Origin of the sequence: Micrococcus sp. APC 4021, from assembly GCF_030407635.1 — a bacterium.
Taxonomy (GTDB): Bacteria; Actinomycetota; Actinomycetes; order Actinomycetales; family Micrococcaceae; genus Micrococcus; species Micrococcus luteus.
The window spans coordinates 19125-42135 of the sequence record NZ_JASDCZ010000004.1; the positions used below are offsets into that span (position 1 = coordinate 19125).

The 23011-nt window shown below is 72.3% G+C and carries 21 protein-coding genes, 1 tRNA gene and 1 pseudogene; 13 read left to right on the plus strand and 10 right to left on the minus strand.

The window, feature by feature from the left end; genetic code table 11:
* Nucleotides 1–30 precede the first annotated feature (30 nt).
* On the minus strand, nucleotides 31–540 hold the full coding sequence (locus QL983_RS00935; protein ID WP_102708235.1) for a MarR family transcriptional regulator: 510 nt from the start codon (nucleotides 538–540) through the stop codon (nucleotides 31–33).
* A complete protein-coding gene (locus tag QL983_RS00940; protein WP_290151116.1) occupies nucleotides 533–2281 on the minus strand; it encodes an MDR family MFS transporter in 1749 nt (582 codons plus the stop codon). Before QL983_RS00940 ends, QL983_RS00935 begins: the two co-directional genes overlap by 8 nt.
* Nucleotides 2282–2334: 53 nt before the next feature.
* Between QL983_RS00940 and QL983_RS00945 the strand changes: the two are divergent.
* The 7 genes and pseudogenes from QL983_RS00945 to QL983_RS00975 all read left to right on the plus strand — a co-directional run.
* A pseudogene (locus tag QL983_RS00945) lies at nucleotides 2335–3060 on the plus strand (NAD(P)-dependent oxidoreductase); the annotation flags it as partial.
* 32 nt (nucleotides 3061–3092) lie between these two features.
* Entirely contained in the window at nucleotides 3093–4607 is a 1515-nt protein-coding gene (gene lysS, locus QL983_RS00950; protein ID WP_102708232.1) for a lysine--tRNA ligase, read from the plus strand.
* Between the two features lies 1 nt (nucleotide 4608).
* Nucleotides 4609–4848 (plus strand): hypothetical protein, encoded by a 240-nt coding sequence (locus tag QL983_RS00955; RefSeq protein WP_002856071.1) that lies wholly within the window; start codon nucleotides 4609–4611, stop codon nucleotides 4846–4848.
* Between the two features lie 164 nt (nucleotides 4849–5012).
* Nucleotides 5013–5315, plus strand: a complete 303-nt coding sequence (locus QL983_RS00960) for an Lsr2 family protein (RefSeq protein ID WP_036314827.1) — start codon at nucleotides 5013–5015, stop codon at nucleotides 5313–5315.
* A gap of 156 nt (nucleotides 5316–5471) precedes the next feature.
* Nucleotides 5472–8027: an ATP-dependent Clp protease ATP-binding subunit gene (locus tag QL983_RS00965; RefSeq protein ID WP_102708231.1), complete on the plus strand. Its 2556-nt coding sequence runs from the start codon at nucleotides 5472–5474 to the stop codon at nucleotides 8025–8027.
* Between the two features lie 326 nt (nucleotides 8028–8353).
* A complete protein-coding gene (locus QL983_RS00970; protein WP_041104640.1) occupies nucleotides 8354–8536 on the plus strand; it encodes an Rv0909 family putative TA system antitoxin in 183 nt (60 codons plus the stop codon).
* A 96-nt stretch (nucleotides 8537–8632) separates the two neighbouring features.
* Nucleotides 8633–9148 (plus strand): amino-acid N-acetyltransferase, encoded by a 516-nt coding sequence (locus tag QL983_RS00975; protein WP_102708230.1) that lies wholly within the window; start codon nucleotides 8633–8635, stop codon nucleotides 9146–9148.
* A gap of 37 nt (nucleotides 9149–9185) precedes the next feature.
* Here QL983_RS00975 and QL983_RS00980 read toward each other — a convergent pair whose 3' ends face one another.
* Entirely contained in the window at nucleotides 9186–10118 is a 933-nt protein-coding gene (locus QL983_RS00980) for an A/G-specific adenine glycosylase (protein WP_180971853.1), read from the minus strand.
* 41 nt (nucleotides 10119–10159) lie between these two features.
* Between QL983_RS00980 and QL983_RS00985 the strand changes: the two genes are divergently transcribed.
* Nucleotides 10160–10990 carry a hypothetical protein gene (locus QL983_RS00985; protein ID WP_102708228.1) on the plus strand — a complete coding sequence of 277 codons (831 nt, stop codon included), beginning with the start codon at nucleotides 10160–10162 and terminating at the stop codon, nucleotides 10988–10990.
* 13 nt (nucleotides 10991–11003) lie between these two features.
* Here QL983_RS00985 and radA read toward each other — a convergent pair whose 3' ends face one another.
* Together radA and QL983_RS00995 are read right to left on the minus strand one after the other, a co-directional pair.
* Nucleotides 11004–12440 carry a DNA repair protein RadA gene (gene radA, locus QL983_RS00990; protein ID WP_102708227.1) on the minus strand — a complete coding sequence of 479 codons (1437 nt, stop codon included), beginning with the start codon at nucleotides 12438–12440 and terminating at the stop codon, nucleotides 11004–11006.
* A 52-nt stretch (nucleotides 12441–12492) separates the two neighbouring features.
* A complete protein-coding gene (locus tag QL983_RS00995; RefSeq protein WP_290151105.1) occupies nucleotides 12493–13662 on the minus strand; it encodes an FUSC family protein in 1170 nt (389 codons plus the stop codon).
* 226 nt (nucleotides 13663–13888) lie between these two features.
* On the opposite strand from QL983_RS00995, the gene pstS reads away from it, so the two are divergent.
* The 4 genes from pstS to pstB all read left to right on the plus strand — a co-directional run bounded on the left by pstS (nucleotide 13889) and on the right by pstB (nucleotide 18168).
* Nucleotides 13889–15028 (plus strand): phosphate ABC transporter substrate-binding protein PstS, encoded by a 1140-nt coding sequence (gene pstS, locus QL983_RS01000; protein WP_020624566.1) that lies wholly within the window; start codon nucleotides 13889–13891, stop codon nucleotides 15026–15028.
* Between the two features lie 134 nt (nucleotides 15029–15162).
* Nucleotides 15163–16119: a phosphate ABC transporter permease subunit PstC gene (pstC, locus tag QL983_RS01005; protein WP_044658633.1), complete on the plus strand. Its 957-nt coding sequence runs from the start codon at nucleotides 15163–15165 to the stop codon at nucleotides 16117–16119.
* A 1-nt stretch (nucleotide 16120) separates the two neighbouring features.
* Nucleotides 16121–17302: a phosphate ABC transporter permease PstA gene (gene pstA, locus QL983_RS01010; RefSeq protein ID WP_036384203.1), complete on the plus strand. Its 1182-nt coding sequence runs from the start codon at nucleotides 16121–16123 to the stop codon at nucleotides 17300–17302.
* A gap of 86 nt (nucleotides 17303–17388) precedes the next feature.
* Nucleotides 17389–18168, plus strand: coding sequence for a phosphate ABC transporter ATP-binding protein PstB (gene pstB, locus QL983_RS01015; protein WP_036384205.1), 780 nt, complete (start codon nucleotides 17389–17391; stop codon nucleotides 18166–18168).
* Nucleotides 18169–18257: 89 nt separating this feature from the next.
* On the opposite strand, the gene QL983_RS01020 is transcribed toward pstB, so the two are convergent.
* The 3 genes from QL983_RS01020 to QL983_RS01030 all read right to left on the minus strand — a co-directional run bounded on the left by QL983_RS01020 (nucleotide 18258) and on the right by QL983_RS01030 (nucleotide 20739).
* A complete protein-coding gene (locus QL983_RS01020) occupies nucleotides 18258–19283 on the minus strand; it encodes an inorganic phosphate transporter (protein WP_290151114.1) in 1026 nt (341 codons plus the stop codon).
* A 15-nt stretch (nucleotides 19284–19298) separates the two neighbouring features.
* Nucleotides 19299–19925, minus strand: a complete 627-nt coding sequence (locus tag QL983_RS01025) for a hypothetical protein (protein ID WP_010079633.1) — start codon at nucleotides 19923–19925, stop codon at nucleotides 19299–19301.
* Between the two features lie 139 nt (nucleotides 19926–20064).
* Nucleotides 20065–20739 (minus strand): hypothetical protein, encoded by a 675-nt coding sequence (locus tag QL983_RS01030; RefSeq protein WP_002856103.1) that lies wholly within the window; start codon nucleotides 20737–20739, stop codon nucleotides 20065–20067.
* 158 nt (nucleotides 20740–20897) lie between these two features.
* Here QL983_RS01030 and QL983_RS01035 point away from each other — a divergent pair.
* Nucleotides 20898–20970 (plus strand) — tRNA-Lys (locus QL983_RS01035).
* Nucleotides 20971–21068: 98 nt separating this feature from the next.
* Here the strand turns inward: QL983_RS01035 and QL983_RS01040 are convergent.
* Nucleotides 21069–22205, minus strand: a complete 1137-nt coding sequence (locus QL983_RS01040; RefSeq protein ID WP_148244921.1) for a tyrosine-type recombinase/integrase — start codon at nucleotides 22203–22205, stop codon at nucleotides 21069–21071.
* A gap of 71 nt (nucleotides 22206–22276) precedes the next feature.
* The gene (locus QL983_RS01045; protein ID WP_290151115.1) at nucleotides 22277–22834 is read right to left on the minus strand and encodes a helix-turn-helix transcriptional regulator; all 558 of its coding nucleotides are present in this window, start codon (nucleotides 22832–22834) and stop codon (nucleotides 22277–22279) included.
* Between the last annotated feature and the right edge of the window lie 177 nt (nucleotides 22835–23011).

The following is a 23011-nucleotide window of genomic DNA, read 5'->3' on the forward strand; positions in this document are numbered from 1 at the left end:
CGGCCGGGCCCCGCGGGTCCGGCCGGCGGCTCACTCGGATTCGGCGGGGTCCTGCATCCGGGTCTGACGCTCGGCGGCCAGCCGGTCCAACAGGCGCGTCAGCGTACGGATGTCCTCGCGGTCCCAGCGCGCCAGGTCGTCGCGCAGCCCGCGACCCGCCGGGCCGCCGCGCACCGCGTCGAGGCGGGCGAGCCCCTCGGGGCTGGCGCTCAGGAGGGCGGAGCGGCGGTCCCGCGGGTCCGGCTCGCGGGTGATCAGCCCGGCAGCCTCGAGGTCGCGGACCATGCGGGAGACCTGGGCGCGGTCCACCAGCAGGCCCTCGGCCACGGCCGAGGGCGTCATGGTCCCCTCGTTGGCCAGCATCATGAACGCCTTCATCGCCCCGACGGACAGGGCCGGGCTGAGGGCCGCCGCGTAGCGGGCCATCACCTGGCGGTGCTGCAGGACCAGACGCGAGAACGCCTGCTCGAGCCCCTGGACGGCGGCCTCGAAGCCCGCGTCGTCGCCGCCTCCGCCCGAGTCCGGGGCGCCGTCAGCCACGGCGGGCCCGGACCAGTGCGGTGACGACGGCCGCCAGCAGGGCCGCCCCTGACACGGCCAGTGCTGCGGGGACGACGGGCCGGCCGGCCACCGGCGACGCCGTCGCCGGGCGCTCGGCCGTCACCGCCCGGGACTCCTCCGGGTCCTCGGCCGGATGCTGCCCCTGCGCCGCGGTCACCACGGGGATCGGACCGGTCGCGGGCAGCGTCTGCATGGCCTCGGCCGTGGAGTGGGTGGCCAGGTCGGCGCGGGTGGCGTGGAGGCGCTCGGAGGTGGTCATGCGGCCCAGCGGGATGTTCGGCAGGAACAGGATCGCGATCAGCGCGACGATCGCGAGCGGCACGCCCACGAGGAACGCGTGGGAGATGCCGGTGGCGTAGACGTCCTCGAAGATCGAGCGCAGGCCGTCGGGCATCTCCGCCACGCGTGGCAGGGTGCTGGACTGCAGGCTCTCGGACCACTCGGCGGCGTCCGGGCCCAGGCTGCGCAGGGCCGCGGCGAGGTCCGCGCGGCGCTCCTCGATGCGGTCCGGGACCACGTTGGAGACCACGGCGCCCATCACGGCGACACCGATGCTGCCGCCCAGGGTGCGGAAGAAGGTGACGCCGGAGCTGGCGACGCCCATCTGCCGCGGGTCGGTGGTGTTCTGCACCACGAGCACGAGGTTCTGCATGGTCATGCCGACGCCGGCGCCGAGCAGGAACATGTAGAGGGACACCAGCCAGAAGGAGGTGTCGTAGTGCAGGGTGCCGAGCAGGGCGGTGCCGGCGATCAGCAGGACGGCGCCGATCACGAGCCAGCGCTTCCACACGCCGGTGCGGGTGATGAGGCCGCCGATCACCGTGGAGGACACGAGCAGGCCGAGGATCATCGGGATGGTCATGAGGCCGGCCTGGGTCGGCGTCGCGCCGCGGGCCAGCTGCATGTACTGGGCCAGGTAGACGGAGGAGCCGAACATGGCCAGGCCCGTGGCGATCGAGGCGATCGTCGCGAGGGTGAAGGTGCGGTCGCGGAAGAGGGTGAGCGGGATGAGCGGCTCGGCGACGCGCAGCTCGGTCACGACGAACAGGACGGTGGCGACGGCGGCGCCGCCGAGCATCCATGCGGTGGTGGTGCTGGCCCAGTCGAAGTCGCGACCGGCGCTGGTGACCCAGATCAGCAGCAGCGCGGTGGCCGCGGTCAGGAACACGATGCCGAGGTAGTCGATGGACACCTTCTGGCGCTCGCGGTGCGGGAGGTGGAGGGTGCGCTGCACCATCACCAGGGCGACGACGGCGAAGGGCACCGCCACGAAGAAGTTCCAGCGCCAGCCCCACAGGTCGGTGATCACGCCGCCGGCGAGCGGGCCGCCCACCGTGGCCACGGCCATCACGGCGCCGAACAGGCCCATGTAGCGGCCGCGCTCACGCGGGCTGATGATGTCCGCCATGATCACCTGGCTGAGCGCGACGAGGCCGCCGCCGCCCAGGCCCTGCACGGTGCGGCAGACGATCAGGAAGGTCGGATCGTGGGTGAACCCGGCCGCCGCGGAGGCGGCGACGAAGATCGCCAGGGCGACCTGGAAGAGGACCTTGCGGTTGACGAGGTCGGCCAGCTTGCCCCAGATCGGGGTGGCGATGGCCGTGGCGAGCAGGGCCGAGGTGATGACCCAGGTGTAGGCGGTCTGGTCGCCGCCGATGTCGTGGATGATCACCGGCATCGAGGTCGAGACCACCGTGTTGGCGATCATCGAGACGAACATGCCCAGCAGGAGGCCGGTCAGGGCCTGGAGCACGGAGCGGTGGCGCGCGGCGGGGGATCGCCGTCGGCAACACCCCGGACGTGCTCACGGACGCCACCGCGGACATCGCGATGCTCCTGATCCTCGGTGTGACCCGCCGCGCCCACGAGGGTGAGCGGATGGTGCGCGAGGGGCGCTTCCACGGCTGGGCGCCGGACCTGCTCGTGGGCCGGGACGTGCGCGGCGCGACCCTGGGCCTGGCCGGTTTCGGGCGGATCGGCAAGGCGGTGGCCGAGCGTGCGCTCGTCTTCGGCATGGACGTCGTGTTCGCGCCGCGGCCGCCCGCGCACCGGGAGGTCGCGGCCGCGGAGCTCGGCGACCTCGCCGGCCGCGTCCGTCAGGTCCGCTGGGAGGAGCTCGTCGAGGTCGCGGACGTCCTGTCCCTCCACGTGCCCCTGACGGACGAGACCCACCACCTCGTGGATGCGGACGTGATCGCGAAGATGAAGGACGACGCCGTCCTCGTCAACACGGCCCGGGGGCCCGTGGTGGACGAGGCGGCCCTCGTCACCGCCCTGCGCGAGGGGCGGCTCTTCGGCGCCGGTCTGGACGTCTACGAGGACGAGCCCGCCCTCGCCCCGGGCCTGGCCGAGCTGGGGAACGTGATGCTCCTGCCGCACCTGGGCTCCGCCACCCGGGACACCCGCGCCGCGATGGCCGAGCTGGCCGCGCGCAACGCGATCGCCATGGCCACGGGCGCGGAGGTCCCGGCCCTCGTCAACCCCGGGGTGCGCGGCTGACCGGCGGGGCGCCGTCGGTAGACTCGGGGACCGTGACCACCCAGAACTCCGCCTCCGCCGCCGTCGACCACCACGATCAGCAGGCCGTCCGCGCCGCCAAGCGTGAGCAGCTGCTCGCCTCGGGCCGCGAGGCCTACCCCGTGCAGGTGCCGCGCACCCACGCGCTGGCCGAGGTGCGTGAGCGGTTCGACGGCCACGAGCCTGACTGGGCCTCGGGCGAGACCGTGTCGGTGACCGGGCGCGTCGTCTTCCTCCGCAACACCGGCAAGCTCTGCTTCGCCACCCTGCAGGAGTCCGGCGCGGACGGGGAGGCCGTCCGCCTCCAGGTCATGGTGTCCCTGGCCGCCGTCGGTGAGGAGTCCCTGGCCGACTGGAAGAAGGTCGTGGACCTGGGCGACTTCCTCTCCGTCACCGGCGAGGTGATCGTCTCGCGCCGCGGCGAGCTGTCCATCATGGCCTCGGCATGGGAGATGGCCTCCAAGGCGCTGCGCCCCCTGCCCGTGCTGCACGCGGACCTGAATGAGGAGACCCGCGTCCGCCAGCGCTACGCGGACCTGATCGTGCGCGACGAGGCCCGCCGCATGGTCTACACCCGCGCCAAGGTCACCTCGGCGGTGCGGCGCACCCTCGAGGGCCACGGCTACGTGGAGGTGGAGACCCCGATGCTCCAGCTCGTCCACGGCGGCGCCCTCGCGCGTCCCTTCGAGACGCACCTCAACGCGTTCGACCAGCCGATGACCCTGCGCATCGCCACCGAGCTGTACCTCAAGCGCGCCGTCGTCGGCGGCATCGACCGCGTGTTCGAGATCGGCCGCGTGTTCCGCAACGAGGGCGTGGACTCGACCCACTCGCCCGAGTTCACCACCCTCGAGTCCTATGAGGCGTGGGCGGACATGCACGTCATGGCCGAGCGCATGCAGGAGATCATCCTCAACGCCGCGGGCGCGGTGGGCGCCGGGCGTCGGCTCGAGACCGCGAAGGGCGTCATCGACCTCGACGGCGAGTGGGCCTGGGTCGCCGTGTACCCGGGGCTGTCCGAGGCCGTGGGCCGCGAGATCACCCCGGAGACGGACGCCGAGACGCTGCGGGCGATCGCCGCGGAGCACGAGGTCAAGGTGGACCCCGCGTGGGACGCGGAGAAGCTCGTGATCGAGCTGTTCGGCGAGATCGTGGAGCCCACCCTGATGAACCCCACGTTCGTGTACGACTACCCGCCGGCCGCTCAGCCGCTCGCGCGCCCGCACCGCTCGGACGACCGGGTCATCGAGGCGTGGGACCTGATCATCGGCGGCATGGAGCGCGGCACCGCGTTCTCCGAGCTGATCGACCCCGTCATCCAGCGCGAGCGCCTGACCGCCCAGTCGGCGATGGCGGCCGCCGGCGACGACGAGGCGATGCAGCTGGACGAGGACTTCCTGCGCGCCCTCGAGTACGGCGCCCCGCCCATGGGCGGCATCGGCCTGGGCATCGACCGCCTGGTGATGCTGTTCACGGACGCCGGCATCCGCGAGACCATCCTCTTCCCGCTGCTCAAGCCGGAGGCCTGACATGGCCGACTTCTGGGACTACTTCTCCGTCCTCGCCCCCTCGATCGGCCTCGGGCTCATCTTCTGGCTGGTGATGCGCTCCCTGCTGCGTTCGGACACGGGCGAGCGCGAGAGTCAGGCCCGCCGGCTCTCGGGCGCGGACGCGCGGGCGGCCCGCGAGGAGGCCGAGGCCCGTGAGTGGGCGGCCCGACGCCGAGCCGAGGGAGGGCCGGAGGCTGATCCGGAGGACCGCGCCCGGTGAGATTCCTTCCCCGGCGTTGAAGAATCCTTCTGCCCGGCTTTGTTGCGGTATTCTTGAATCACCACAAGTGCACGGCCGGAATCGTGAGCACGCGGGAAAGAACCCCGAGAGCGAAGACCGGAACCCAGGGACACGCGCACGAGAGAAGAAAGTGGGAATCACCGTTGGCACAGAAGGTAGAAGTGGTCCTCGTGGATGATCTTGACGGTTCGCCTGCAGATGAGACCGTGAACTTCGCATTGGACGGTCGCAATTACGAGATCGACCTGTCGAAGGAGCACGCTGCGGAACTCCGTGAGTTCCTGAAGCCCTACATGAAGAAGGGCCGCGCCGTGGCGCCGCCGTCGCCCAAGGTCGAGGCCGCCCAGATCCGCAAGTGGGCGGCCGAGAACGGCTACGAGGTCTCGAGCCGGGGCCGTCTGCACCGCGACGTGGTGGAGGCCTACCGCAACGCGAAGCGCAAGTGAGCGCCCCGCCCGGGTGCGTCGAGGAATCGGCGTCCCCGGGCCTCGTTCCGGCCCCTCCCGACGACGGCCGGGCCGCTTCTCCCGCTGGCGAACAGTCGCGCGGCACGCGGCCCGGGTGCGTAGTCTCGACCACGACCGTACGCAAGGAGTGTGCCCATGTTCGAGAGATTCACCGACCGCGCCCGGCGGGTGGTCGTGCTCGCCCAGGAAGAGGCGCGCATGCTCAACCACAGCTACATCGGTACCGAGCACATCCTGCTCGGTCTGATCCACGAGGGTGAGGGCGTCGCAGCCAAGGCACTGGAGTCCATGGACATCTCCCTGGGCGCCGTGCGAGAGAAGGTGCAGGAGGACATCGGCCAGGGTCAGCAGAACCCGCCCGGCCACATCCCCTTCACGCCGCGCGCCAAGAAGGTGCTCGAGCTGTCCCTGCGCGAGGCGCTGCAGCTCGGCCACAACTACATCGGCACCGAGCACATCCTGCTCGGCCTGATCCGCGAGGGCGAGGGCGTGGCCGCCCAGGTGCTCGTGCAGCTCGGCGCGGACCTGAACCGCGTCCGTCAGACGGTCATCCAGCTGCTCTCCGGCTACCAGGGCGGCGCCCAGGGTGGCAAGGAGACCGCCGGCGCCGGGGTGGGCCAGGGCGGCGAGGCCGGCCAGAACGCCGGCTCCGTGGTGCTGGACCAGTTCGGACGCAACCTCACCGCGGCCGCGCACGACGGCAAGCTGGATCCCGTCATCGGGCGTGCGGGCGAGATGGAGCGCGTCATGCAGGTGCTCTCCCGCCGCACCAAGAACAACCCCGTGCTCATCGGCGAGCCCGGCGTCGGCAAGACCGCCGTCGTCGAGGGCCTGGCCCAGGCGATCGACCGCGGCGACGTCCCGGAGACGCTCAGGGACAAGCAGCTCTACTCGCTGGACCTCGGCTCCCTCGTGGCCGGCTCCCGCTACCGCGGCGACTTCGAGGAGCGCCTGAAGAAGGTGCTCAAGGAGATCCGCACGCGCGGGGACATCATCCTGTTCATCGACGAGATCCACACCCTCGTCGGGGCGGGTGCGGCCGAGGGCGCGATCGACGCCGCCAGCATCCTCAAGCCGATGCTGGCCCGCGGTGAGCTGCAGACCATCGGCGCCACCACGCTGGACGAGTACCGCAAGCACATCGAGAAGGACGCCGCGCTCGAGCGCCGCTTCCAGCCGATCCAGGTCGCCGAGCCGTCCGTCGAGGACGCCACGGAGATCCTGCGCGGCCTGCGGGACCGCTACGAGGCGCACCACAAGGTCTCCATCACCGACGGCGCGCTCAAGGCCGCCGCCGGCCTGGCGGACCGCTACGTCTCCGACCGGCACCTGCCGGACAAGGCCATCGACCTGATCGACGAGGCCGGCGCGCGTCTGCGCATCCGTCGCATGACCGTGCCGCCGGAGATCAAGGCCTACGAGTCCCGGATCGCGGAGGTGCGCACCCAGAAGGAGGCCGCCATCGACGGCCAGGACTTCGAGGGCGCCGCCCGCCTGCGGGACCAGGAGCAGCAGCTCGGGGACGAGCGCCGCGAGAAGGAGCAGGCGTGGCGCACCGGCGCGGACGCCGACGTCGCCACGGTGGACGAGGACCTCATCGCCGAGGTGCTCTCCAAGTCCACCGGCATCCCGGTGTTCAAGCTCACCGAGGAGGAGACGGACCGCCTGCGCAACATGGAGGACGAGCTCCACCGCCGCGTGATCGGCCAGGACGAGGCCATCAAGTCCCTGTCCCGCGCCATCCGCCGCACCCGCGCGGGCCTGAAGGACCCGAACCGCCCCTCGGGGTCGTTCATCTTCGCCGGCCCCACCGGCGTCGGCAAGACGGAGCTGGCCAAGTCCCTCGCGGAGTTCCTCTTCGGGGACGAGGACGCGCTCATCACGCTGGACATGTCCGAGTTCCAGGAGAAGCACACCGTCTCGCGTCTGTTCGGCGCCCCTCCCGGCTACGTGGGCTACGAGGAGGGCGGCCAGCTCACCGAGAAGGTCCGCCGCCGTCCGTTCTCCGTGGTGCTGTTCGACGAGGTGGAGAAGGCCCATCAGGACCTGTTCAACTCCCTGCTGCAGATCCTCGAGGACGGTCGCCTGACCGACTCGCAGGGCCGTGTGGTGGACTTCAAGAACACCGTGATCATCATGACCACGAACCTCGGCACCCGGGACATCTCCAAGGGCGTCATGACCGGCTTCCAGTCGGCCACGGACACCACCACCGGGTACGAGCGGATGAAGGGCAAGGTCAAGGAGGAGCTGCGCCAGCACTTCCGCCCCGAGTTCCTCAACCGTGTGGACGACGTGATCGTGTTCCCGCAGCTGCAGAAGCACGAGATCGTGGAGATCGTGGACCTGTTCGTCTCCCGCCTCGGCAAGCGCCTGGCGGAGCAGGATCTGTCCATCGAGCTCACCCAGTCCGCCAAGGATCTGCTCGCGGACCGCGGCTACGATCCGGCCATGGGCGCCCGCCCGCTGCGCCGCACCATCCAGCAGATGGTGGAGGACCAGCTCTCGGAGAAGATCCTCTTCGGTGAGATCCCGGCCGGCTCCCTCATCACCGTGGACGCCACGGGCGAGGGGGAGGGCGCCGAGCTGACGTTCACGTTCTCCGGCGGCCGGGAGGCCCTGGAGGGTGCGGACCTGGCCGAGCTCGAGCCCGGTGCCGGCGATCCGGTGGACGCCGACCGCTCCGCGTGACCCGCGGGGCCTGACCCACGACGCCGGACCGCGCGTCCGGTGGCCACGGCCCGTCGCCCCTCCCCCTCGGGAGGAGGCGGCGGGCCGTCGTCGTGCCCCCGCGGGGACGTCGGGGCCGAGGTCCGCGACACCGCCGCCGGCATCAAGGACGGCCTCGCGAAGGACCGCTGAACCGGCCCGCCTCCCCGCAGACGCGAGAGGGGTTCCCTCGCGGCGGGATCGGTGCCACTGTGGTCTGTGACCGCTCGACGGTGGTCCTGTCTCCGCTTCGGCCCGGCACTCGCCGGGACGGCCGCGGAGCAGCCCCGAGAAGAAGGAGGCCGCCCATGGGTATCGGTGACCTGAACAACCTCGCAAACCAGCACTCGGACAAGATCGACGAGGCCGTGGACAACGCTCAGGAGCAGCACGGCGACAAGCTCGGCGAGCACGGCGACACCGTGAACAAGGGTGTCGACGGCGCGCAGGAGAAGTTCCTGTCCGGGGACGAGGGCGAGCAGCAGGCCTGAGCCTGCCGTCGACGCCGCGGGAGCCCCCGCCCGGTCCGCCGGGACGGGGGCTCCCGTCTGTCCGGGGTCGGGATGTCCGTGCCTAGACTGGACCCCATGCCTGCCGACCGCCCCCTCACCCTCCGCTCGGCGCGGACCCAGGACGTGCCGGTCATCCAGGCGCTCGTGGAGCCGCTGGCGCAAGAGCGCGTGCTGCTCCAGAAGGAGGCTGTGGCCTACTACGAGGCCATCCAGGAGTTCGTGGTCGCCGAGGAGGCGGACGGGACCCTGGCCGGCTTCGGCGCCCTCCACGTGATGTGGCAGGACATCGCCGAGGTCCGCACCCTCGCCGTCTCGGAGGCCCACCGGGGGGCCGGCGTCGGGCACCTGATCATCGAGGAGCTGCTGGACCGTGCGCGGGCCGTGGGCGTCGAGCGGGTCTTCTGCCTGACCTTCGAGGTCGAGTTCTTCCGCCGGCACGGTTTCGAGGTGATGGCGGACCAGTCCGCCGTGGACCCGGAGGTCTACGCGGAACTGCTGCGCTCCACGGACGAGGGCGTCGCCGAGTTCCTCGACCTCGCCCGGGTCAAGCCGAACACCCTCGGCAACACGCGGATGATCCGCCGCCTCTGAGCCGCCGCACCGCGGGTCGCCCCGTGCCCCGGCGAGGTCAGGCCGGGAAGGTGAGGCCGCCGTCGGCGCCCCGGGCCAGCAGCCCGTCCGACACGAGCCCGGCCACGCACCGCGCCCACTGCGCGTCCTCGGGGCGGTGCGACCCGAGCCGCCCCCCGGCCACGACGACGGCGGGCACCTCCGCCTCGGCCACGCGCCCGTGCTCGCGGACGGCGGCCATCACGGCCCCGCGCACCTGACGGTCCGTGCCGGCCCAGGCCTGGCCGCGCGGCACCTCCACCGGCGGCGGGGAGCCCGCCGCGACCCACGCGCACGTCTCCGCCAGGGGGCAGCGCTCGCAGGCGGGGGAGCGGGCGGTGCAGACGAGGGCCCCGAGCTCCATGACGGCCGCGTTCCACGCGTTGGCGCGGGTGGGGTCCTCGGGCATGAGGGCCTGGGCGCGGCGCATCTCGGCGCGGGTCAGCGACCTGCCGGGCAGGGCCTCACCCGCGACCGCGCGCGCGATCACCCGGCGCACGTTGGTGTCCACGACGGTCTCGGGGATGCCGAACGCGAAGCTCGCGACCGCCGCGGCCGTGTACTCGCCGATGCCGGGCAGGGCGCGCAGGGCGGCGGGGTCGGCCGGCACCCGGCCGTCGTGGCGCTCGACGACGGCCCGGGCGGCCTCCTGGAGGCGCAGGGCCCGGCGCGGGTAGCCGAGCCGGCCCCAGGCCGTGAGCACGTCTGCGGTGGGGGCGACGGCCAGGTCCGCGGGGGTCGGCCAGCGCTCCAGCCACTCCCGCCAGCGAGGCAGCACCCGCACGACCGGCGTCTGCTGGAGCATGATCTCCGAGACGAGCACGCCCCACGGGGAGCAGTCCGGGCTGCGCCAGGGAAGGTCCCGGGCGTGGACGACGAACCAGCCCAGCACCGCCTCGTGCAGGCGCGGCACGTCCACCGTGGGCGGGACGAGGGGGGCGGGCGCGGGCATGGCGTCCACTGTAGGGTGCGCCGCCGCCTACCCTGGATCGCATGCCGTCTCGTCCGACTTCCCCCGGGTCGAAGCCGTCCCCCGCCGTCTACCGCCGCCGGCGGCTCGTGGCCGCCCTGCTCGCCCTCGTGCTCCTGATCCTGGTGGGGTGGGCCGTCGTGGCGCTCGTCCGTGCCGGGATCGGCGCCTTCTCCTCCGAGGACGCCGACCCCTCCGCCGCCCCGACGCCGGTGCACTCCCCGTCGCCCGCCCCGGCCACGGACGCCGAGTCCGGCTCCGCCTCGCCCACCGTGGCCGTCGAGGACGCGGCCGAGTGCCAGCCCTCGGACCTGCGGATCGCCGCCTCCGCGGACCGGTCCGAGTATCAGCGGGGGGAGGAGGCCGAGCTGCGCCTGGGCATCACGAACCTCTCCTCGACCCCGTGCCGCACGGATGTGGGCACGGCCCGGCAGGAGTTCACGATCCGCACGGCCGAGGGCGACGACGTCTTCTCCACCCGCATCTGCCAGGCGGACCCCGCGGAGGCCCAGCGGGTGCTGTACCCGCACGAGGAGCTCACCGCCGTGTACCGCTGGTCCGGCCGCGCCTCGAGCCAGGACTGCGGCCGCCTCGGCGCTCTCGCGGAGCCCGGGCCCCATCTGCTGACGGTCAGCCTCGGCGACGTCACCTCCCGCCCCGTCGCGCTGAAGATCCTCGAGGAGCTCGCCCCGGGGGCCCAGGACGGCGGCTCCTCGGCCACCCCCTCCTCGAGCGGCAGCGCCTCCCCGTCGGGGTCCGCCTCCGACCCGGCGTCGGCCTCAGCCTCGGCGTCGGCCTCGCCGTCCGCGGCGCCCGCCACGACCACCGACCCGTCGCCGTCGCCGTCCCGCTGAGCCGGGCGCGTCGTCAGCGGCCGGGGGCGGCCTCCGGACGCGCGGCCGGGCCGCCGCCGGTCCACGTGGGGATCGTGGCGAGGGCCTCGCCGATCGAGCGGACCTCCGCCACCGTGAAGCCCGCCGGGACCTCCCCGAGCGGCTCGGGGGAGCGGGGGACCAGCGCGCGGGTGAAGCCCAGCCGCGCAGCCTCACGCACCCGTCGCCCGATGCCGGGCACGGGGCGCACCTCCCCGGCCAGCCCGAGCTCGCCGACCGCGATCATCCCCTGCGGGACGGGGGCCGAGAGCTTCGCCGAGGCCACGGCGACGGCCACGGCCAGGTCCGAGGCGGGCTCCGAGAGTCGCACGCCGCCCACGGTGGCCACGTAGCAGTCGTCCTGGGCGAGGGCGAAACGGGCCCGGCGCTGGAGCACGGCCAGGAGCATGTTCACGCGCGCCGCGTCCACGCCGGAGACGGTGCGGCGCGGGCTGCCGCCGGCGGACGGGGTGAGCAAGGACTGCACCTCGGCCACGAGCGGGCGCCGGCCCTCGAGCGTCACCGTCACGCACGTGCCCTCGACCGGCTCCGAAACGCCCGAGAGGAACAGACCGGAGGGGTCGTCCAGGGACTCGATGCCGTCCTCCCGCAGGTCGAAGCAGCCGACCTCGTCCGTGGGCCCGAAGCGGTTCTTCACCGCACGCACCAGGCGCAGCCGTGAGTGGCGGTCCCCCTCGAACTGGCAGACCACGTCCACGAGGTGCTCGAGCAGCCGCGGGCCGGCGATGGTCCCGTCCTTCGTCACGTGGCCCACCAGGACCGTGGTGATCCCCTTCTCCTTGGCCGTGCGGATGAGGCTGGCCGCCACCTCGCGCACCTGGCTGACGCCCCCGGCGATCCCGTCCACCTCGGTGGACTGCAGGGTCTGCACGGAGTCCACGATCACCAGCTCCGGGTCAGTCCGCTCGATCTGCCCCAGCGCCCGGCCCAGGTCCGTCTCCGCCGTCAGACGCAGGGTCTCCGCGATCGCCCCGATCCGGTCTGCGCGGGAGCGCACCTGCGCCGCCGACTCCTCGCCCGTCAGGTACAGCACCGAGCGCGGACCGCCGCCGCCCGCGCCGCGCGCCGTCTGGGCGGCCACGTCCAACAGCAGCGTGGACTTGCCGATGCCCGGCTCGCCGGCCAGCAGGATCACCGCGCCCGGCACGAGGCCGCCGCCGAGCACGCGGTCCAGCTCACGCACCCCCGTGGATCGGAACGAGGCCAGCGTGGCGTCCACGTCCCCGATGCGCGGCGCGACCTCCGCGACCGTGGCCGCGCGCGTGCGACCGGTGGTGGACGTCAGCCCGATCTCCTCGACCGTGCCCCACGACTGGCACTCCCCGCAGCGGCCGACCCACTTCACGGTGGTCCAGCCGCACTCGGTGCAGCGGTATCCGGGGGCACGCTTCGGGGCGGTCTTGGTGGCCATGCGCCCACTCTAGGAGCCGGGGCGGACGCGTTAGCCGGCGCCGCCGTCGGGCTCAGACGCGGGGCAGGTAGCCGCGCGCCTCGTCGTGCTCGGCGCCCGTGGCCTCGATGAGGTCCACCATCATGGGCCGCAGCAGCATCACGAGCGCCTCGCCGTGCACGGACCCGCCGCCCAGCTGGTGCGGGTCCAGCGCGGACGCGGACGCCCCCAGGGCGTCCCGCGCCACGGAAAGCGAGCGATGGCGGCCCTCGGCCTGCGGCTCCACGAGGGAGCGGTGCAGGATCTCGACGGCGTCCGCGGCGTCGTCGAACCAGGCGGCCAGGCGCTCGCGGTCGTCGTCGTCGAACACACCCTCGTCCAGGACCGAGACCACCCGCCGGGCCACGATCCGCAGGGAGCGCACCGCCAGGTCCGAGCGGTCCGCCGCGTTCACCGCGTCCTCCACGAAGGAGCGCGAGGAGCGGTGCAGCGGGTTGAACACGGTCTGCTCATGCGTGACGCGCAGCTCCTTGCGCAGCGCCTCCAGCGTGGTGTGCGTGCCGCGGCTGGCCACGAGCGCCATCCAGGCGGTGCGGGAGTCGTCCTCCCGCAGGGCCCGGGAGAGGTCGCGCAGCACCGTGGCGATCGAGTCGTAGAGCCCACCCAGCTGACGCACCGCGGGACGGCGCACGTCCTGGGGCGAGAGGAACGTGACGAGCAGGGCCAGGACGCCGCCCACGATCGCGTCCTGGCTGCGGACGAACGGCCCTCCCGTGCCGATGGGCAGGAGGACCACGAGGACGGACTGCAGGGACATCTGCATCGTGAACGTGGCGCCGGAGTCCAGGAACCGGGCCACCATCACGGACACGAACAGGACCACCGAGGCCTGCCACAGGCCGCGGCCGAGCCCGACCATGAGCAGGTCCCCGATCAGGATGCCGACGGTGCAGCCGACGGCGACCTCGGCCACCTTGCGCAGCTTCGGCTCCCGTTGGAAGCCGAGGGCGATCAGCAGGGCGGTGGAGGCGAACAGGGGCTGCTGGTGGCCCAGGACGGCCTCCGCGAACCAGTAGGCGCCCACCGCGCAGACAGCGACGAGGGCGGCCTGGCCCACGGAGGAGCGGACGCGGGACCAGCCCGCACGGGCGCGCCGACGCAGGAAGCGGCCGAGACGTTCCCCGCGGGTCTGGGGGTCGACCATCGGCACCGTGCCCGTGGCGGTGGCGAAGCGGTCCGTCATGCGGCCAGCCTAGTCCGACGCCGCGGTGCCCCCGCCGTGCGAGGCTCAACCAAGCATTGTGGCCCACGGCACAGATCATTCCTGCGAATGCCGCTCCCGTTCACCATCTGTTCACCCCGGCCGAGCACTCGATTCACCTCGGGACCGTACGGTCGGGTGCGGTGCAGAACCGGGCCAGCCGGACGCTCTGCCCTCACCGTCGTCATCCGATTGAAAGAGGCTCTTCGTGAAGGCTCACCGCTTCGGCCGCTCCGCCGCCCTCCTGTCCGTGGCCGCCATCGCCCTGACCGCCTGCTCCTCCGCGGACAGCGGCAACGGCGGCTCCGATGCCTCCGGCTCCGCCGGCGGCGAGCATGCCTCCGGCTCCGCCGGCGGCGAGCAGGGCACCACCTCCGAGGTCCAGGGCAACCTGGTCGGCGCCGGCGCCTCCTCGCAGGAGGCGGCCATGACCGCCTGGACCCAGGGTGTCACCGAGATCGCTCCGAACCTGACCGTGCAGTACTCCCCGGACGGCTCCGGTGCCGGTCGTGAGAAGTTCCTCGCCGGCGCCACCTCCTTCGCCGGCTCCGACGCCGCCCTCAAGGAGGAGGAGGCTGAGTCCGCCAAGGAGAACTGCGGCGACGAGGGTGCGTTCCACGTGCCGGCCTACATCTCCCCGATCGCCGTGGCCTACAACCTGCCGGGCGTCGATGAGGTCAAGATGGACGCCGAGACCATCGCCAAGGTGTTCTCCGGCGAGATCAAGAACTGGAACGACGAGGCCATCGCCGCGCAGAACGAGGGCGTCGAGCTGCCCGACACCCCGATCACCGTCGTGCACCGTTCCGACGACTCGGGCACCACCGAGAACTTCACCGCCTACCTCACCGAGGCCGCCGGCGATGCCTGGTCCTACGACGAGGTCGAGACCTGGCCGTCCGACATCACCGCCGAGTCGGCCCAGGGCACCAAGGGTGTCGTGGGCCTGGCCTCCCAGACCGAGGGCGCCATCACCTACGCCGACGCCTCCGCCGTGGGCGAGCTGGGCACCGTGTCCGTGAAGGTCGGCGAGGAGTACGTGAAGTACTCCGCCGAGGCCGCGGCCGCGACCGTCGAGAAGTCCGAGGCCAAGGAGGACGGCTCGATCGAGCTCGACCGCGCCACCGACGAGTCCGGCGTGTACCCCGTCGTGTTGGTCTCCTACCACATCTACTGCAACCAGTACGAGTCGCAGGAGACCGTGGACCAGGTCAAGGCCTTCGCCGAGTACGTCGTGTCCGAGGACGGTCAGAAGACCGCCGAGGAGTCCGCGGGCAACGCCCCGATCTCCGAGGACACCCGCAAGAAGGCCATGGAGCGCATCGAGGCCATCTCGGTCAAGGGCTGATGTCGCTTCTTGTCGGCTGACCCACCGCCGCTTCGGCCGCCGGGCCCCACGGGCCCGGCGGCTGAAGCCGCGTCAGGGCTCTCGTTCGTCGCGGCCCGTCCATCACCACGCACGTCGATCTGAGGGAAGGCACTGTGTCCTCAACCACCAACGAGGCGGCACCGAAGCCGTCCAGCCTGCGCGGCCCCCGCCGCGGAGCCGCCGGAGACAAGCTCCTCTCCGGCGGGGCCCTTGCGGCCGCCGTCCTGATCCTGCTCGTGCTCGCCTTCGTGGCGGTCTTCCTCCTGACGGAGGCATGGCCTGCCCTGCAGCCGGGCGCGGAGCTCGTGTCTGCGGACTCCTTCTTCCAGTACGTGTGGCCGCTCATGGCCGGCACCGTGATGGTGTCGATCATCGCTCTGCTCATCGCCACCCCGGTCGCGATCGGTGTCGCCCTGTTCATCTCGCACTATGCGCCCCCGCGCATCGCGCAGTCGGTGGGCTTCGTGATCGATCTGCTGGCCGCGATCCCCTCCGTGGTCTACGGCGTGTGGGGCTGGCTGACGCTCGCTCCGCTGATGGTGCCGATCTACGGCTGGCTCAACGAGAACCTGGGCTTCATCCCGTTCTTCGGCGGCTCGGCCACCACCACGGGCCGCACCCTGCTGACCTCGGGCGTCGTGCTGGCCGTGATGGTTCTGCCGATCATCACCGCGCTCTGCCGTGAGATCTTCACCCAGACCCCGAAGCTCCACGAGGAGGCCGCGCTCGGCCTCGGCGCCACGCGCTGGGAGATGATCAAGATGACCGTGTTCCCGTTCGCCCGGGCCGGCATCGTCTCCTCGATCATGCTCGGCCTCGGCCGCGCGCTCGGCGAGACCATGGCGGTCACCATGGTGCTCTCCGGCGGCGTCTTCTCCTGGTCGCTCGTGGAGTCCGGCAGGAACCAGACGATCCCGTCGGAGATCGCGCTCAACTTCCCCGAGGCGTTCAACATGCGCCTGCACGAGCTGATCGCTGCCGGTCTCATGCTCTTCATCATCACCCTGGCGGTGAACATGATCGCCCGCGCGATCGTGAACAAGCACAAGGAATTCTCGGGAGCCAACTGACATGAGCACTGTCTCGACTTCTCCCCGGGCCACCGAGGACAGCGTGACGCCGCGGCGTCACTCCCTGACCGAGGGTCAGAAGCCCGGCTGGACCTGGATGGCCGTCGCAGCTGCCGCGGCCGTCGTCGCCGCCGGCCTGACCGTGCTGCTCAGCGGCGCCTTCAACGTCGTCGGTTTCGTGATCATCGCCGCCATCCTCTACATCGCGGGGCTCTACGTGGCCACCCGCGTGATGGAGAACCGGCGCCGCGCCGCAGACGGCCTGTGCCGCAACCTCGTGTGGCTGGCGTTCCTCGTGGCCCTGGTGCCGCTGGTCTCCGTGCTGTGGTCGGTCCTCTCCGCCGGTCTGCCGACCCTGATCGCCAACCCGCAGATCATGGCGTACGACATGAAGGGCATCACCGGCATCGACGACTCGGCGTGGGTGGAGGACGGCAAGCCCGCCGGCGGGCTCGCGGGCGGTTTCGGCCACGCCCTGATCGGCACCGTCGTGATCACGATCATCGCGACCCTGATCTCCGTGCCGATCGGCATGCTCACCTCCATCTACCTGGTGGAGTACAGCCGCGGCGGCTGGTTCTCCCGCGCCATCGTGTTCTTCGTGGACGTCATGACCGGCATCCCCTCGATCGTGGCCGGCCTCTTCGCCTACGCCGCGATCACGTGGGTCCTGACCCTGGTCACCGGCAGCAAGTCCACCGCACTGCAGTCCGTGCAGATGGGTCTCACGGCCGCGATCGCGCTCTCCGTGCTGATGATCCCCGTGGTCGTGCGATCCACGGAGGAGATGCTCCGCGTGGTGCCCAACGAGCTGCGCGAGGGCGCCTACGCCCTCGGCGTCCGCAAGTGGCAGACCATCGCCAAGGTGGTCCTGCCCACCGCGATCTCCGGCATCGCCTCCGGCGTCACCCTGGCCATCGCCCGCGTGGCCGGCGAGACCGCGCCGATCCTCGTGACGGCCGGCTTCGCCACCAGCATCAACTGGAACCCGTTCGACAACTGGATGACCGCGCTGCCGGTGTACATCTACCGCCAGCTGGTCGCCCCGACCTCGCCCACGGCGGCGGACCCCTCGACCGCCCGCGCCTGGGCAGCCGCCCTGCTGCTCGTCACCATCGTCATGCTGCTCAACCTGGCGGCACGGTTCATCGCCAAGGCGTTCGCCCCCAAGAAGGGCCGATGAGGTCCGGCCGCCCGGAATCCCCCGGGCGGCCGGCCCCGACCCCGTCGCACCCCCCCAGAGACTTCCACGAAGGAACAGAACCACTCATGTCCAAGCGCATCCAGGCCATCGACGTCGATGTCTTCTACGGCAAGTTCAAGGCCGTCGAGGGCGTCAACATCGACATCGCCCCCCGCTCCGTCACCGCCTTCATCGGCCCCTCCGGCTGCGGCAAGACCACCTTCCTGCGCAGCATCAACCGCATGCACGAGGTGCTCCCCGGCGCCACCGTGGACGGCCAGCTCCTGCTCGACGGCGAGGACATCTACGGGCCCGGTGTGGACCCGGTCCGCGTCCGTTCCCAGATCGGCATGGTCTTCCAGCGCCCGAACCCGTTCCCCACGATGTCCATCCGCGACAACGTGCTGGCCGGCTACAAGCTCAACGGCACCCGCCTGAACAAGTCCCGTGCGGACGAGCTCGTGGAGAAGTCCCTGCGCGGCGCCAACCTGTGGAACGAGGTCAAGGACCGCCTCGACAAGCCCGGCTCCGGCCTCTCCGGCGGTCAGCAGCAGCGTCTGTGCATCGCCCGCTCCATCGCGGTGCAGCCCGACGTGATCCTCATGGACGAGCCCTGCTCCGCGCTCGACCCGATCTCCACCCTCGCCGTCGAGGACCTGATCAACGAGCTCAAGGAGGAGTACACGGTCATCATCGTCACGCACAACATGCAGCAGGCCGCGCGCGTGGCGGACAAGACCGCGTTCTTCAACATCCAGGGCGTCGGCAAGCCCGGCAAGCTGATCGAGTACGACGACACCAACGTCATCTTCAACAACCCCTCGAGCCAGCAGACCGAGGACTACGTCTCCGGCCGTTTCGGCTGAGCCGCCCCGCGCTCCGTCCCCGACCCCGTCCGGCCCCACGCCGGGCGGGGTCGTTGCGTCTGCGGGGCCGGGCGTCGTCGGGCGCGGCCTCAGGCCAGCAGGAGGAGGGCCAGCGTGCCGAGGAGGCCGAGGAGCGCGCAGGCCACCGGCGTGAGCAGCCACCAGCCGACCACGCGCAGCACGGTGGGCCAGCGCACGGACGCGTAGGTCTGCGTCTGGCCGGCGCCCACGATGGCCGCCGTCGCCGTGTGGGTGGAGGACAGGGGCAGGTGGAACACCAGGGATCCGACGAACAGCAGGCCCGCGGGGATGACGGCGGCCACGGACGCCCGCAGGGGGTCGAGGCGCACGAGACGCTCGGTGAGGGTCCAGGCGATCCGCCAGGCGCCGCCTAGCGTGCCGAGCCCGACCGCGAGGGCGAACAGGAACGCGCCCCCCACGAACTCGGCCGTCAGGGCGTCCGGCGCCAGGACGGACCCGGACCCCACCAGCACGGCGGCCCACAGCACCCCCATGCGCTGACCGGCCTGCAGGCCGTGGCCCATGGCCATGGCGCTGGCGGAGATGCCCAACGCGACGCGGGCCCGGTGCTGGACGTTGACCGTGGTGCCGCGGGTGGCGAGCCGCGTGGCGGGCGCGGTGAGCAGGCGGGCGAGCGCCCACGCGATCAGGGGCGAGAGCAGCAGGCTGAGCAGCACCTCGGCGCGGACGAGGTCGAAGATGGTGTGGGCGACGTCGATGTGCAGGCTCAGGCGCACGGCGAGGTGGCTGCCCGCCAGCGCGGAGATCAGCGCGTGCGTGCTGGAGCCGGGCAGGCGCCGCCACCACAGCAGCAGACCCCACACGAGGGTCACCGCGCAGGACACGCCCACGGCCAGGGGGCCGATCTCGCTGCGCACCGCGGGCGAGGTGAAGTAGTGCACGCTCAGCGTGATGAGCCCGATGCCCAGCAGCGCGCCCACGGTGTTGACCGCTCCGGTCAGGAGGAGGGCCCCGCGCGGTGTCAGCGCCCGGTACCGGACAGGCAGCGCCGCGGCGTTGGGGGCGTCACGGAACCCCATCAGCGCGCCGACGGCGCACAGCAGCACGAGGACGACGGCGAGCCCCGCGGTCACGGCGCCTCCACCGGCTCAGGACTCACGGACGAGCACCATGCCCAGGTCCATGTTCACGCGGGAGAGGGCCTCGAGCGCCGCGTGCAGCGCCCAGGCGACCTCGCGCTGGCGGTTGTAGTCGCGCTGCAGCAGGTCCATGCCGAGGTCGGCGAGCCACTCGACCATGATCCGCTCCGTGCGGCGGGAGGCGCGCAGCAGCTGCATCCACGTGGCCTCCAGGGCGTCGAGGTCGCGCATCTCGGCGGCGCTGCGGGCGAGCAGCTCGGCCTGCCGGCCCACGGTCTCGAGGACGTCGAGGGCGTGCGTCGGCAGCTCCTCGAGGTCGGCCCGTTGGATCAGCACGCCCGCCGACACGACGCGCCGGGTGGCCGCGTGCACGCCGCTGGCCAGCCGGTAGAGGTCCTGACGGGGCAGCGGAGTCACGTAGGCGCTGCGCAGCGCGGTGAGGAAGGCCATGAGGGTGGCGCTCGAGGACGAGTCGAGCTCCTCGAGCTCACGGGCGGCACGGTCCGCCTCGGGTCCGCGGGTCCCCGCGACCTGGGCCACCAGATGCACGGACCGGTGCAGGGCCTCGGCGAGGTCCGCCATGTGGCGCAGCGCCGGGGTGTCGCGCGTGACGAGCCAGGGCATGCGGGGGGACATGGGCAGCGGTCGCTCTCTCGTCGACGGGTGGCGAAGGGGTCGACGACGACGCCGGGCCGGGAACGCCTCTCGGCGGAAGGCCGCTCGCAGCGGCTATGTGTTGGAGCCCGGGGTTACCAGCGGCCCGGCGCCGTCCCCTTCAGTCTAGCGATCCGTCCCGAAACGCTCGACCCGCCGCCTCCAGGGCGTCGGCGGTGCTGACCAGGCGCGCGGCCCGGCGGGTGAGGGCGGCGGCGCGGTCCGGGGCGGCGGCCTCGGAGCCCTCGGCGTGCTCGACCTGGCCCAGGGCCACGACGCGGGCGTAGGCGGCGGCGCGCTCGAACGCGACGTCGATCTCGGAGCGGTAGGCGCCCGTGAGGATCGTGTCCGTGAGGCGGCGCAGCTCGGCCGGCCCCGGCGGCTCGACGGCGCCCGCCACGACGCGCGAGGCGTAGGCGGCGTGCCCCGCGCGGTACCAGGCGGCCCAGCGCTCGCCGTCGCGGGTCGTCGCCTCCTGCAGCGCGTACAGGCGCCACAGGGCGCCGGCGAGCGAGACGGGCGGGGCGTCTGCCCACAGCTCGGCGAGCGTCTCGACGCCGAGCTCGCGGACCAGCCCGACCAGCCGCTCGACGACGGCCGGGTCCTCCTCCGCGCGGCCGCCGGCCACGAGGGCGTGGGCCAGGCGCGAGGCCGCCGCGGCCACCTCCTGCGGGTCTTCGCCGCCGGCGAAGTGCGTGAGCTCCTGCGGTTCCGAGAGGCGGGGCCGGTGGGGGCGCAGCACGCCCGAGGCGCTCGAGCTGGCGCCGCGGCCGGCGGGCAGGCGGTGACGTGCCATGGGCGGGCTCCCTTCGAGGGCGCATCGGGGTGGGGATGTGGTCGCCGGAGGCGGCGGCCCCGTCCACGGTAGTGCCCCGGACGCCTGGGCTACCATCGGAGGGCACCCGCGAGGGTCGCCGTCGTCGGCCGCACGCCGTCGTCGTCGGCCGCGGGTGGGGGCCTTTAGCTCAGCTGGCAGAGCATCGGACTTTTAATCCGCCGGTCGCGGGTTCGATCCCCGCAGGGCCCACCGGAAAACGGCCCCTGACTAGGCATGATGCCGGGTCAGGGGCCGTTCATGTCGGGCGCCGGGGGGCCGCGATCCACCCTTTACCCACCCGATTCACCCTAGGGTGCCTCCGTCGCGTCGCGGTCCGCGTCCTCCCAGAATCCGGCCAGGGCCGCCGTCATATCCGCCGCCTCCGGCGCCTTGGCCCGGTAGTGGGTCCGCGTCACGGCCTCCCCGGAGTGGCCCAGGTACGCCGAGGCCGCGGCCAGGCCCTCCGCGTCCGCCACCCGTGTGGCCACCGTCTTGCGGAACGTGTGCGGGGTGACCCAATCGAATCCAATGGACTCCCGCGCCGTGCGCCACTGTTTCCGGTAGTTCGACGGGTCTCGGACGGTCCCCGTGGACGACGGGAACACCATCGGCGACACAACCCCCAGCTCCATGGACCGTTCCCAGCGGCGCCGGAGCATGTCCGCCGTGTGCGCGTCCACCGTGTACGTCTGGACGGACCCGGCCGACTTGGGGTGATCCTGACGCACGGCGCCCCCGCGGCCCGCGACGACGACGGCGCCGGTGATGGCCACCTTTCGGCCGTCCGCGTCCACGTCCTGCCAGCGCAGGGCCAGCGCCTCCGAGATGCGGCACCCCGTGGCCAACATGACGTCCACGACGTCCAGCAGATCGTCCGGGCGCTGCCTCCGTCCGTTCGCGGGCGGCTCCGACTGCCAGGCCGCCAACTTGCGGCGCAGGACGCGGACGTCCGCCGCCGACAGGGCGCGCACCTCCTTGCGCGGGACGGAGATGGGGGACACCTCCCGGAGCGGGTTCCCCGTGATCGCGTCGTGGCGGGCGGCGAGGCCGAGGACGCCGGACATGACCGTCCGGGCCACCTTGGCCGACGGTGCCCCGTGGTCCCGCGCCACGCCCCGGAGGAACGCCTCCATGCGGGACGTGGTGCATTCCCGCACCCGGAGTTCCCCGACGCCGCCGCGGGCCTTGCAGACGTGCAGGTCCACCGTGATCCGGTACCGCTTCACGGTGTTGGCGGCCCGGCCGCGGGCCTCCACGTCCGCCAGCCATAGTTGGGCGACCTCGCGGACGCGCGTGTCCGGGGTGACATCGCCGACGGGCGGGGCCGTGCGGGCGCGGAGGCGGGCCTCTAGGGCGCGGCGGGCGCGCTCCTTGGACGACGCGCGGGCCTCCACCTTGCGCGTGACGCCGTCCACGTCGCGGACCTTGGCCATTGCGCGGTACACGCCTGGGGACACCTCTTTGGGGTCGCTGATCCGGCCCCAGGTGCCCACAGTCAGCGGCGGGCGCGGCATGGTCAGCCCTCCCCGTCGTCGTCCGCGGCGTTGTCCTCCGTTGCCCACTCGGGCTCACCGCCGCCCGTGACGCTTTCCGGGAGTGCCTCGCCGCGCAATGCGCGCTCTACCGCTTCGATCCTCCCCCGCTGGAACTCCGTCGCCGAGTCGACGCGGTCCAGGGCGGCGCGGGCGTCCTTCGTGGCTTCGTCAATCCACTTCCGGCCCATCGCCACCCCCCGGAAGGACCATTCGAGGAATCGGGGGTCCACCGTCTCCCCATCGCTGAACGGCAACAGCGTGAGCGCCGAGGCGGGCACCTCGACTGTGCCAGCCGTGACAGTGGTGACGTCGCTCGGTGGTGTGAGAAGCGTGGGCACGGGGACCCCTAGGGCGTGCGCCAGCGCCACCAGGTCGGCCGCCACGAACTGCCGCCGGCCTTTCTCCGCGGCAGACACGGTTTGGGGCTTCCAGGTGGACCCCAGGACCTCGCCGAGGGCGGCCCCGAACTCCGTCTGTGACTGGCCCCGGCCCTCTCGTACCCGGCGCAGGTTCGTGCCGATGACCTCTTCGATGTTCATAGTTCTCCGTCCGTTCGCAACGCGTAGCTTGAACAGTCTCCCACTATCGGGACCGCTTGACAATGGACCGACGGGGGGTGAGACTCAAGGAACAGCTTTCAGTGGCGATCACTCAAGCTGCAGCCCGAATAAGGAGACACCCATGGCGACCACCACCACCCCCCGTCGGTCCATTGT